The 12,515-nt window shown below is 37.0% G+C and carries 7 protein-coding genes; 5 read left to right on the plus strand and 2 right to left on the minus strand.

Annotated elements, in window-relative coordinates:
- The first annotated feature begins 22 nt into the window (after positions 1 to 22).
- On the plus strand, positions 23 to 2,470 hold the full coding sequence (locus AC4CUX_RS14545) for a DEAD/DEAH box helicase family protein (protein WP_490792476.1): 2,448 nt from the start codon (positions 23 to 25) through the stop codon (positions 2,468 to 2,470).
- 813 nt (positions 2,471 to 3,283) lie between these two features.
- Here AC4CUX_RS14545 and AC4CUX_RS14550 read toward each other — a convergent pair.
- Positions 3,284 to 4,078 carry a hypothetical protein gene (locus AC4CUX_RS14550; RefSeq protein WP_490792477.1) on the minus strand — a complete coding sequence of 265 codons (795 nt, stop codon included), beginning with the start codon at positions 4,076 to 4,078 and terminating at the stop codon, positions 3,284 to 3,286.
- Positions 4,079 to 4,208: 130 nt separating this feature from the next.
- Between AC4CUX_RS14550 and AC4CUX_RS14555 the strand changes: the two genes are divergently transcribed.
- The 4 genes from AC4CUX_RS14555 to AC4CUX_RS14570 all read left to right on the plus strand — a co-directional run bounded on the left by AC4CUX_RS14555 (position 4,209) and on the right by AC4CUX_RS14570 (position 10,787).
- Entirely contained in the window at positions 4,209 to 4,418 is a 210-nt protein-coding gene (locus tag AC4CUX_RS14555) for a helix-turn-helix domain-containing protein (RefSeq protein WP_078426830.1), read from the plus strand.
- Between the two features lie 51 nt (positions 4,419 to 4,469).
- Positions 4,470 to 4,922, plus strand: a complete 453-nt coding sequence (locus AC4CUX_RS14560; protein WP_490792478.1) for a transporter — start codon at positions 4,470 to 4,472, stop codon at positions 4,920 to 4,922.
- A 4-nt stretch (positions 4,923 to 4,926) separates the two neighbouring features.
- Complete coding sequence (locus tag AC4CUX_RS14565) at positions 4,927 to 7,251, plus strand: hypothetical protein (RefSeq protein ID WP_490792479.1); 2,325 nt, start codon at positions 4,927 to 4,929, stop codon at positions 7,249 to 7,251.
- A gap of 584 nt (positions 7,252 to 7,835) precedes the next feature.
- Positions 7,836 to 10,787: a hypothetical protein gene (locus AC4CUX_RS14570; RefSeq protein ID WP_490792480.1), complete on the plus strand. Its 2,952-nt coding sequence runs from the start codon at positions 7,836 to 7,838 to the stop codon at positions 10,785 to 10,787.
- A gap of 379 nt (positions 10,788 to 11,166) precedes the next feature.
- Here the strand turns inward: AC4CUX_RS14570 and AC4CUX_RS14575 are convergent.
- Positions 11,167 to 11,989, minus strand: a protein-coding gene (locus AC4CUX_RS14575) for an IS5 family transposase (protein WP_087554504.1) whose coding sequence is annotated in 2 segments (ribosomal slippage) — positions 11,167 to 11,607 and positions 11,609 to 11,989 — 822 coding nt in all. Because the reading frame shifts where the segments join, the coding sequence is not laid out codon by codon here.
- Between the last annotated feature and the right edge of the window lie 526 nt (positions 11,990 to 12,515).

A 12,515-nucleotide genomic window follows, 5' to 3' on the forward strand; every position in this document is an offset into this window, starting at 1 on the left:
ACCTACGCCCAAAGGAGCTCTTATGTCTGAATTTCAGGAATTTCACTTGAAGCAAGGTCAATATCTCACAGATAGTGATGTATTTGTTCAGAAGAACGCACTGACAATGCTTCAGGCTGGTACAGGTGTTGGTAAGACAACTGTGGTCACTGACAAGTTTTCGAAAGACTATGATTATGTGTTGATGGTTATGCCTTCAGTATTGAAAGTGACGGAACTGAAGGAGGCTCACAAGAAGCAATTCAGTGGGACAGAATACCATTTTTTTTATGACAAACATGTTCCTTCAGAAACCACCTTTAGAAAAGGTCGCAAGTATGTAGTGATATGTACCTATGAGAAACTGGAGAAGGTGAGAGAGTGCTTACCAAAAGGGTTTGAGGACAAAACGCTCTTGGTTGTGGATGAATGTCACAAACTCTATTCAGCAGGAAGCTATCGATATGAAGCTTTGAATAGCCTCTTGTATTCCATCCTTAAAAAGAAATTTCCGACTATCGTATTCCTCACTGCAACATTTACGGAGCATTGTTGGAAAACTTTGGATATCCCACTGGATCACACTTACACCGTGTATTCAGAAAATATTTTGAACCGAAATGTTGAGGTGGTGTTGCTCAAAAAAGGGGACCAATACAGTTTTGTCCACTTAGTCGTTGAACGCGTCCATACCATGAAAAAAAAGGGTAAGCGTGACAAGATTTTGATACGACTGAACAACCGTAAAAAATGCGAAATGCTTGCAAAGTTGTTTGAAAGTATGTTCAAGCTCAAAGTGCTTGTGGTTCATAGTAAAAACAAGCATGAGGACGCTGTGAAGGGAATGTTCCAACGGCAGGAGATCCCGAAAGACATTGATGTAGTGCTGAGTACTTCCATCATGGATGAGGCAATCAACTTGAACAACTTACAAGAGGAGATTGATTCGGTATTTATTCTTGGTAAAGATGCACATCCAGAAGAGCTGGTACAGTTCCTTGGGCGGTTGAGAAATGCAACAGTTCCATGCTTCGTTGTGCTACATACCAATATGGCGGTAGACACAACAGTTGCACCAGAAAAATTACATGACATTTACTTGAAAAAGAATATGCGGTTTTTGGAGAAAATTAATACTGTTTCTGATCTTTTGATCAGTGTGTACGATGACTATCAACTGATTGGGGACGATGATGAGGAGTGTGAAAAACATTCCTATGCATCTCTATATCGGAAGGTGAATACCTTGAACGAGACTTTCGAATACTTTAGTGGTTCAAAAATATTTGCTGTTATCAATGGGGCTGTGAAAAAAAATATTGCCAGTATTTCTTCTGCGTATTACCGCATGGACAAAGCATGTAGCTATCAGAATTTTTCGTATTTCAAATTCAGAATTCAGGAGTTATTGCCGACTTGCAATGTGACATTACGAGAGGATCATAGCCTGAAGACTGACAAGTCGATACTGTCATTTTTAGGTGCATCCAAGAAGACCAACGAGCAGCAGAAGCAGGATAGTATTGATACTGCCATGGAGATATTCTTGAGTGTTGAGCCAGATATTGAAGATTGCAAAACTGAGCAAGAAGTCAAGGGAAGTCTTAACATCAGAATGAGCAATAGGATTGATGAAGATACGATTTATGAGGATGACGAATATGCGATTTATGAGGATGACGAAGGGCCAGAAGAACAATTTGCTGAGAGTCATACATCACAAGATTTGCTTGATCGTGAAACTGAAAGCAAGATTTTGCTGAAAAACTATGGTGTATTTATTTTACGAGAGCAGGAAGATGATGAGTTTTATGTGCAGAGATTAGTTGCAAAGTACGTTGTGCCCTACCCAGAGGTCACAGCAGAACTGGTTAGCACAATAGCAATCTTATCCACATACATTAGCAATCTTGAGGACATATATCAGATTCTGAAGAGGAACGAGTCGGAAAAGGTCATTATGCTTGCCAAGGCTTATGCCAACAATATCGTTGTCCGATACTTTGTGAACAGATTTTATCGCTATAGTCCAGATCGCTATTTTGGGGCTTATCGACTTCGTCCTGATGAAGCTGTTACATGGATGACAGATGCCTTCACAGCCGTACAGAAACAGACACATATCCCAATGAAAACCTTCCTTGACCAAAAGTTAGTGTCTGGAGTTAAGTTGGATCCGAAGACCAAAAAAATGGTGATTGATCCTAGCAAGGCAGCCAACTTCTTTGTACGTTTTTTTGCAGTGAAGGACCGCAATGCGAAGAAGCCTGATCTACGTTATTTGGAGTTCCATGGTATCGTATTTGGTAACTATCAGTATTTGACTACGGCAAAAAAGCAGGCGAAATACAAGATTGTATCCCCACAATTTCAAATTGGACAACGGGTATTTGATTCAATGACTGGTGAGTGTGTGTCAGATACGCCATGTCCATTAGTGCTATCACGATTGATTATCGAAGAGGAGGAGTTCTTTGATGATGTAGCTTAGCCTTATGCACCCTACTGAGTTCAGTGAGTTACATTTTTTGCTTAGTTAGCTTTGCCATTTTGGGCAATGAAAATGATTGATCTCATTGATCTTTAGTGCTCAGTCAAACATCTATGCTCGACTCACAGCTTTGTGTACTCACAGAGCTGTTTGAGCAGAGCAGAAAGATTGATTGAGGGGGAAAAAGAAGGATAGTGGAGACTTGGTGATTTTGGATTATTTTTCTTCGACATTCGTGAAAGGTAGGGTGGGGTTTTGTTTATTTTTTACTATTTTGTGGATGATTGATCTTTCCAAATTATCCAGAAAATCCGCACTTTACAGTACAGTAGTCGGATATGGTCCTGTTTCTGAGTGAGCAAATTGACTTCCAGAAACTAGGGTCATTTACGGTCGAAGGAAGTTTTGTTGAAAAACATGAACTTAGTCACTACGGTCCATCCAAGAGATGAGGGGAAAGTTCGGTCCATTACTGGTCCATCGCAAAAAATATAGGTGTATTTTCTTGGACTTACAGAATCACACTCAATGCGGTTTTAGGGGGATGAAAACCACAAAACCTTTACAGTTCATGAGGTTATGTGTTTTGAGTGCGGTCCTATTGATTTTATTGATTTTTATTATCTTTGGTATACCTAAATTATTGTTTTTTATAGTTAAAAAATGAATACTTGTTCTGACTCATAATCCGTTGGTCGACAGTTCAAGTCTGTCTGGGCCCACCATATAAAACAACCACTTACGTGCATTAATCGTAAGTGGTTTTTTTGTTTTTAGATTCTGGTAAGCAAATGGTAAGCAGATGAAATCAACTTAAACAAACAGTTTTTTGTATAGTTCTTCTAGGTTTGGATGTGTGCTTGGAATGAAGTCTTGAAGTTTCGGGTGAATGCGGAAATCTGCTTCGGCTTTTGTAGATATCTCTTTAACTTCACTAGACCAGTTTTTCCTTCTGTATTCTCGCCAATTTAATTTAATTTTGAGTGGTCGACTGTATCCTTTTAATTCTATAAGGAAGATCTGATCACATAATTCATCAAATAAAAAGACATGTGAACGATGGAAGTGAGGATTTCTTTTTAGTAATAACTCTAATGAATTTATGAGAAGTGAACAGCAATCATTAGAAAGAGCGGTACTATTAATGGTTACTCCCCAGTGATGCAATAAATACAATGCACATAGGCTGTCGAGTGAGCCATAGCTTGCTATATGTTTTAAGCAACTCTTATCAAAGTCTTTAATACGTCCATTGGATGAAATGAACTCTACGATATAGTGAGGTAAAGTAGCTAATTCTAATAATATAAGATCTTCATCAAATATTTGATATTTCAAAATTTTCCATAGAGGATGGTTAATAATATTAGATGAGCCAATACATTTATATTCAACTGTACTTATCCAATATTTTTGTGGTGTAGATAAACCAAATTTATACTTTTTAAATAAGCTTTTTACATCGTGTTCTTCTGGGTATCCATAAAAAAACTTCTCCATATCATAATCATTTTTATATCTACCAGAATGTACTAACTGATTATAAAAAAAGTCATACCAGCTTATCGTTTTTGCAAAATCAATCCTGGTTCTTCTCGGGCGACCCATACATCACTCTGACTAATTAAAGTTCAAATCATTTTAATTTTAAATTAGGAAAGAAAAAACCTATTTTTGTAATATTACTTTCCAAATTTAGGTGTGTTTTGATGGCTTTAAATCAACACGGAAATAAAAAATGGGATTCAATCATAAACATAAGCCGATTACCGATGATCGACTTGTACTAACTACTAAAGAGACAGCTAGGCTCTTAGGGTATGCAGAACAAACTTTACGTAAGTGGGCTTTATATGAAAATGGCCCAATTAATCCTATTAGATATGGACGTACTCTTCGCTGGAGTAAGGCAGAAGTCTATAAATTTGCCCGAGTGAAAGAAGACTAATTTTGAAGATGGTATGGACTAATTGCTCATACCTATTTACTAGGTTTCAACATGCAAAAAAAATCATTTGAAGTTCTGATCAAACTCAGAGCAGTTTTGATATTAGATTTACCAGACTTTATTCGAGGTTTTATCTTGAATCTTAAAAACAAGCTGGATGCTTACATCAAAAGAATTCTTAACACGGGGGCGAAATCGAATAAAGCCGTTGATGAATTTGAGGTCCTAAAATGGTTAATCGATAAAATTTCTTTAGATTTGGAACAGATTCCAAAGCACAAACAGAAACATGTGCATGCTGTGCTGTTTACCTGTTTTTTTACTCAATTGTCCGAAGCCTTAGGTCTGCGGTTATCACAGCATATGCGATCGGATCCAAATCTGCAGCGTCATGTTCAATTGAGTGCCAGCACCTATAAAAAATACTTCAAGTTGCATAAAGACTTGAACCTCAAGTTAGAGCAAAACCTAATTTTCAATTTTTACCCTAAAAAATTATGGTGATTTTATGAGTCAAAATGATAAATCTTCAGTGTTAGACGAAGAAACCAAATTATTGGAAGAATGGGTCAATCAGTCCCTGAGCGAAAAAAAACAAATTTTGAATCAGCTCCTTGCGCAAGATCAGCAGGCACAGGAACTGTATGCTGCTGCTCACAAAATACATGTGGTGATTAAAAATAATCGGATAGTGACACAACAGAAATTATTAGCAGGCTTAACGCAATGGACTAAAAGTGCATCTATAGGACAACTAATCGACCAACAAAAAGAAGTATTTATCTATTCCTATCTTTGTACTGCAGCCTTGTGTGAAATACTGAAGGAAATCATCTTGTTAGAGCCTAAGATTACAAGGGATGAAAAGGATGAAAAGGATGAAAAGGATGAAAAAAAGGTTATTCTAAATAATTGTAAAAACAACAATAAAATCAATACAGTATCTTATAATTTAAAACTTCTTTTGCAAAAGCAGTTATCGAATACTGAGAAAAATAAACTGTTGTATAAAAAAGTTACACGAAAACTCCAAGCTATGGATGAATTTGATACCAACGAGTTAAAAATTCTTTTAGAGCGTAAAACAATAAAAAATGATTTTGAACAGCTTAATCTTGGCCGCTATATTCAACAATTTATTATTGTTTTCAACGAGATTGCCAATAGTAGATTAAATTCAGCAGTAATTAATGTTCAGGCTTTAATTAACGATATTAAAAAGGGCATGACCTATAAATCTGATTCAGGCACATCATCGTTGGATGTAGAGAATGAGGATACTGGACAAGATACAGACGTCAATATTTCTGATCCTGAACAGGATGAGATCGCCAAGCGGGTGAAGGGGAGTTTCTCTGACGACAAACAGAAACAGCTTGAAAAGCAAGCTAAGCGAATTCAGCGACGTGACTTAGCCTGTAAAACTAATCCGCTTTATCTGAAACCCAGTTTATTAACTGAGGTATATCAGCGATTGCACGAGTGTTATCAAGAAAATACGAGAAATGATGCATATCAATCGGCTTTAGCTGTGTGTGGTCTGATGTGTCTCTTGACCGGTCTGAGTCCAACGGTCTTTCAAAAGATCAAGTATTTGATTGGTATTGGTAGAATTAAAAAAAAATCAGTCAAAAAAGCCATCCGTTATTATTGGGTGATCGATCCCAAGCTGAATGCCAATCATTCCGGTGCCATGCAAGATAAAGCACAGCGTTATAATCGGGCCTTAACCCTGGAATGGCGCATACCAGCACCCTGGATCACCAGTTTAGAGGCTTTAGAGGAACCTGAATTTTGTGTGATTGAGTACAATAATTTTTTGCGGGAAGTCTTTAAAGAGCATCAGATTGGTGAAATCACCTGCGGGATGTTAGAGCGACAAATCTATTTCCATTTGGATATGGAGACTGGTGATAACCTAGTCGCACACTTGTTGGCTAATCGAGATACTCATCATATCGTGCAATTGAACTATGAAGGACGTCAGATCGATCAAATCGACCAGCATTTTCAAGGCTATATTAATGTTCTATTAGACCGTAGAAAAGGTGATCCATGGATTGAGAATGAACACCCTGGCCATATTTTTCATCGTGAGGAACGTATTGGTAGTCAGCGATGCTGGACTGTAGAGGCCGCGAGTGAATTTTTTAATCAGCTTTATCATTTTGTCAAAAACACATTAGCCAATACTCAAGCGAATCTGATCGAGAAGCTGAATGCTTACAGCATTTGGATGTGGCATCTTTCCTTAATCTGCCTGACGGTACGTCCAATAGTCGGCATGCCGGGGTTACTCAAACATTACGATCCTAAGGCACAACTGCTTTATGTGCATGATAAAAAAACTGATTCACGAAAAGTAGGACGTCCTGTTCCTGTTACAGGCTACTGGCAGGATCATTTCAATGCATATCGAAAATATCTGACGCAAACCATCGAGACACTCGGGATAACTAGTTTTAAAGTGAAATTGGAAAATGATGGTTTTATGCTCTATGTTATCTCACATCCTCGGATCAAGTCCCAAAAAGGTCAGGTGAATCTTGCGGAAGTCGTGGAGCATTTGGAGTTACAGCCCATGTCTGCTGATTTTGTCACGAATTACCTTAAAGAGACCGTGCAGATTTATAAAAACTGGCCAAGGCATTTCACTAAAAATCATCTCGCCTTGAGTGGTGACATTCACAATACGCTATATACCCATGATAAGCAAAGCATGGGATTCAGTCACATTTCTGGATTAAGCCCTTATTTCTACAAACACGACATTCAGCAGCAAGTTAAAAGCTTGCTCAACAAACTAGAAATCGCAAAGCTTGAAGTGCTTTAAAGGACCATCTTGTGCTTGATACATCACTCGTTACGCAATTAGAAAATGCCATTAAAAGAGAAATCGCCGACATTTTTAAGGAAATTTCTCAGCTGATCACTGCTACATACACAGATGTAAATTCTGACCTTGCTCAAATTGATTTTAAGTGGCTTGATCAGCAAATTCTGGACAAGTTCAATATCCATAGAGCAGTTTTAGAGCAGCTCTGCCAAATATCCAAATTTAAGGACAATGCTGCAGATTACCTTCAATTCTGTTTTAAACAAGTGAAACAGATTTGTAAGGAGAAAAACCAGCAGTGGCAAAAGGATTACCCTTCCTATGCCGAGAGCTATGAGATTAAGTTGCCCGATTGGATCGTCTACACACCTAAACGTCTAGACAACGTTTTTTCAGGACGAAAGTTACAGCTGGGAACTATGCTCGTCGAGGTAAAAGAAAAACTGTATGTGAATTGGGCGGATTATCTCAAACAACAAACTCAAGGTATCCTCTTATACTCTACGGCTAAAGAGCAACAAAAATTAGTGAATACCTTGTTTGAATGTCTGTGTATTTCATTAATTTTTGATCAGGGATGCATGCAACCTGAACGACTGATAGCCATTCATGATGCGATTTTTCATATGAACCTGGATAGTGGCTTGCTTCCGATCTATTCAGGTGACGAAAAGGTTCAAAAAGCTTATGTCTTTTCATACACGTTGCCCTCGACAAAGTATGGCAACATCTATCGTCAGGATGGCGAAGAAGAGGCGGAGTTATGGCAAACCCAAAATATTTATTTCAATGCCTTTGCGATGCTATGTTATCGACGGATTCAGGAGCTAATCAATAGATCGCAAGGGCATCAATTACAAAGCACTTCGCCATTGCTGTGCTGGGAAAAAGAACAGAGTGAAATTGAAACGGGGAATCAGCCTGAAGCCTTACTGCTAGAAAAACTTAAAATCCATTTAAACATTGTACTGAATATGGCGGAGGAGGGGGACTCTAGAAAAGCACGTGAGGATCAGCAGCCATTTACACAGCTTAATCACGTGAAGCTATTTTTAAAAGGCTTGGAAAAGACCGGTTTTGCCATTTTTAAGCATATGGATTATGTCTTGTGGCAAGAGATTCCTAATCTGGATGTGTTAAGTACCAGTGTACTGAACAATCAGATCATCACTTCGCCTTTAATCTATGAGCAGTATACACAGCTCTATGATCAACCCGATTGCTGGAAAACTATTCAAGCTAGAATCAAAAATCTTGAAAAAAAGCCTCAAGTCTTAGACTTGGATATGCCTACAGTTACAGTCAAAACATTTCATGATCGACGAACCGGTCAACGTCATGAGCTGAAATCCTGGCTTTTATCTTTTCATCAGGATATCAAACCCAAACAGCTTGCGGATCAACTCCAAAAAAGCATCCAAAAATCTGAGGACTATAAATCTGCGTATGAGGCTGGAAATGGCGAGTACCTAGATTATGTAGTGGCTATTGCACATTTACGCGTGTGTCAGTGGTTAGAAAACGAATTTGCTTATCATGGGAAAGCAGCGATTAAAGTCTCAACAATCAAGCGTTACTATAGTAGTTTTGTGCTTGACCTACTTTGTTATGTTCTAGAACAGCAGATCAATCTAGATACAGCCACTGAAGAGCAGTTTGAGGAAATGTATCGCACGATTGTTGAAGAAAAACTGCTGAATGATCAGAAAAATCATAAAACGACCGCACAAACCAACAACAATAAAAAATACAATACCTCGGGTTATGCCTTTGATCGGCTGAAAGCCTTTCACCAATACTTAGTCAAGAATCATCGTGCACCGATTGTGCAATATTTATATGAACGTCAAAGTGACGGTTTATTTTTAAAAACCAGACTCATTAGTCCGCAGATGTTTCAATTGATGATACGGATTCTTAGAGAATACCCAGAAGCTTTGGGTCTGACTGAGCAGGATGCAACCTGTCTAGAATGGGTCTATACATTGGCATTTAGACTGGGCTTGCGTATTGATGAAGCTGCCGAGATCTGTATCGATGATTTTGTATCTCCGCAGTTACGAAAACATCCTGACAATCGACAGCTCTATTATGTGTTTGAATCCGCTTTAGATCAGCAGAAAGACGATCGATCTCACCATAAAATGAGAAAAACAATGGGTGATATTGATGATCTCACCCTTAGGATTCGTCTAAATTCTGAGCGTGATCTGAAAAGTGATAATGCCACGCGTCAGTTTGATTTAGCTTATTTTTTAGCACCGGACGAGTTCACAGGATTTTGTCGCTTTTATCAAAACCAGTTACCTGGCTCTAAAGCGACTGCAGCAGTCTGCAATAGAAAAATCAAACAGCTCTTTATGCTGGGTGAACAACCTTTATCCAGTACAAATTTATCAAAAATTACCCAGTTGCTGTTTAATACTGTATTAGGGACAAACGATCATCAATATACCTTTCACGCTTTCAGGCATAGTACCGCTTCACATTTGGCTATCCTTTTAAAAGGCAGCATAGCACTGGTACGTTGTTTTACTGACTATGATTCCGAGTTTGGGCGTAAGCTTAAAAAGCACATTTTACCCAATATGAAGGATGCTTCATCGCGTAGTGCCCAAGCCTGGTCTCGACTTGCGCATCTGATGGGGCATGAAGACATTCGGATCACTGCAAGACATTATCTGCATCATCTGAATATCCTGATTGCTGACATGTTTTATCAAGCAAACCGTGAATATTCACCTCAATTGATCAAGGCATTATTAGGCGATAGTCAGTTGATGCATCGCGATTTCAAGGTTAAATTTCAGTCGAATGAAAGAGATATTTTAAAATTGATGAAGAAGATTCATTCACACACAGAAAATAATTCTCAAACTGCTGCATTAAAGAGCAAGAAAAAGCAGAAGCAGCCTCAACAACAGGACGTATTTTTATACCGTGAAACGTTTCTAGACGAATACCGGAAGTGGCGGGAAAAAAAAGAAAAAGCAACGATCGATCCTGAAGTATTGAAATTCATTCAATCGATCAGCCAGCCGTTTTCTCTCTATACAAGTCACGTCAAAAATGATGCTAATCATGAGGATCTTATCGGTTTTACTTGGAAGAAAATGGTGACATGGTCTAATTTCTATGAGATTGAGCAACCTTTTAACTTAAATAAAAATGTAACCCAGAAAGATCTTAAACATTTTTTTGATTGTTTAGAAAGCAAAATTTCTCTAGAAAAAGATCGTCCTATTTTGAACTTTAAGGCATCATCTAAAAATGACTTGATTGACTATCAAAGATTCTTAGATTTTATCAATGAACTTTATTCAAAAGATTTAGATAATTTTTCAAAAGATTCAGATAATTTTTCAAAAGATTCAGATAATTTTGAATGGGATGAATATAATCCGAGTGAATTTAATAATGTAAAAAAGGGCGAGGTGAAAATAAAAAAATATAAAATATGGAATAAAAAAGATAATAATTTTATTCAAAAGATGCTGTTACAAAGCGTCTTTTACAAGATGAAAGAGTGCTGATGGTATCAAAAAAGAGTGCTGAGAGGTTCTATCAGAGGTTGACGATATCAACGGAAATTTATCAAAAAAAATACATTGAAAACATATGGATATTGTTTTTTAACTTTGCAAATTGGTTTTTGTTAGTATTTCTTAGCAGATAATCTGTTTTTGGTGTTCAAAAATAGGGACGTTTAGGGGGGGGATTTCACCCCTATTATTAGCTTTTTTGAGTGGTTTTAGACAGAAATGCAAATCTTTTTGAGAAATTTTTTAATATTTAATCTTTGTTAAAGTTAATAGAGGTATCTCGAAATTATTGTTCCTTTAAAAAAAGTATTTTATTGGTTTTAATGTGATCAATTGGATTAAGTGTTAATTAGATCTCTTGCGAAAGTCATTATTGCAAGTTTATCCGGTTTACGAGTGCAGCAATTAAGTTAATGCGTAAACCGAATCTTTTCCGTCTATTTCGATAGCGTTCACTTAATATTCTAAATGTTTTCAATTGACTATTAATGTGTTCGATCACAACTCGTATTTTTCCAATCATTTTATTGTACCTTTTCTCAACATCAAATAAGGGTAAATTCTTCTTTTTCTTTATTGGCATCAATAATTTAAAGCCATCTTGCTCTAATCCGTAGTACCCTAAATCGGTCATAACATATTCACAATGTTTGAATTTCTTAACCGTTTTTCTTGCCAATTTAATATCATGCTGACTGCCATTCGATATATCTAGCCCTATGATTTGTTTGCTGTTCGGATGATAGATCACTTGTGCTTTTAGCGTATGTTTCTTCTTTTTACCACTGTAGAACTTACTCTGATTTTTTTTTCGGACGTTCTATTGAACATTCTGTCGCATCAATAATGACCCAGTTAAAGTGTTCGTCTGCTGTGGTAATGCTTCGTTTTGGCAGAGTAAAACGTCTTGATTTCATCAATGCATCTTCAACCTTTTTAATGGTTCGATTCACATTACTTTCAGCGATATGGTAATTTGCCGCTAATTCCAGTTGAGTGCTGTAGTTCCGTAAGTAATTGAGAGTTAATAACAACTGATCCTCTATATCTAAAGTATGAGGACGACCTGATTTCTTTTTGAGTGATTCTGCTTTTTCTAAAACCTCTACCATTTCAGTAAAAACTTGTCGAGGTACGCCAACCAAGCGTTTGAATTCAGAATCTGAAAAACGATTTAATTTCTGATATCTCATGAAATTTATATTGAGGTGGTTTTTACTTTCGCAAGAGATCTATTTATAGTAAATGGAGTTTTTATGGTTGTGAAAATCTATTTTAGGAGTTGATTTTAATTGATTGAAAATTTTTGGTATTTTTAAAAGGATGATTCTTGCTTTTAATTTATTTAGTAGGATGCTGTTTAAAACCTAAGTGCTGTGGTTACATAAAGAATAGAAAGATGGAATTACTCTAAAAAATATAAATTAGAGATATAACTCTTTCAATAATTTGATGCAACCCAACTTGGTTTCCATCAGACTTTTGCGATGATCACCTGACTACTTTTTCAGAATGTTCTTCCTAGAAGTTTGAATGTTTTTAAGAATTCATTTACTTATAAAGATCTCTATTTTTTATCTTTCCATGATTCTATATTTTTTTAGCAGAGTACAAGTATGTGCCAGTCGATCTAAAATGACTTGTCTGTAGCATTTCGTATCATAGACTCCCCATCGGTATATAAGGATTCAATGTGCTCCTCAGATGAAATGTGATTTA

It is taken from the genome of Acinetobacter sp. 231_lipA, assembly GCF_058243005.1.

What these genes read in the sequence shown, in the direction of transcription:
- AC4CUX_RS14545 (WP_490792476.1), top strand. Translation starts at nt 23, where the DNA reads ATGTCTGAATTTCAGGAATTTCACTTGAAGCAAGGTCAATATCTCACA.
- AC4CUX_RS14550 (WP_490792477.1), bottom strand. Translation starts at nt 4,078, where the DNA reads ATGGGTCGCCCGAGAAGAACCAGGATTGATTTTGCAAAAACGATAAGC.
- AC4CUX_RS14555 (WP_078426830.1), top strand. Translation starts at nt 4,209, where the DNA reads ATGGGATTCAATCATAAACATAAGCCGATTACCGATGATCGACTTGTA.
- AC4CUX_RS14560 (WP_490792478.1), top strand. Translation starts at nt 4,470, where the DNA reads ATGCAAAAAAAATCATTTGAAGTTCTGATCAAACTCAGAGCAGTTTTG.
- AC4CUX_RS14565 (WP_490792479.1), top strand. Translation starts at nt 4,927, where the DNA reads ATGAGTCAAAATGATAAATCTTCAGTGTTAGACGAAGAAACCAAATTA.
- AC4CUX_RS14570 (WP_490792480.1), top strand. Translation starts at nt 7,836, where the DNA reads ATGCAACCTGAACGACTGATAGCCATTCATGATGCGATTTTTCATATG.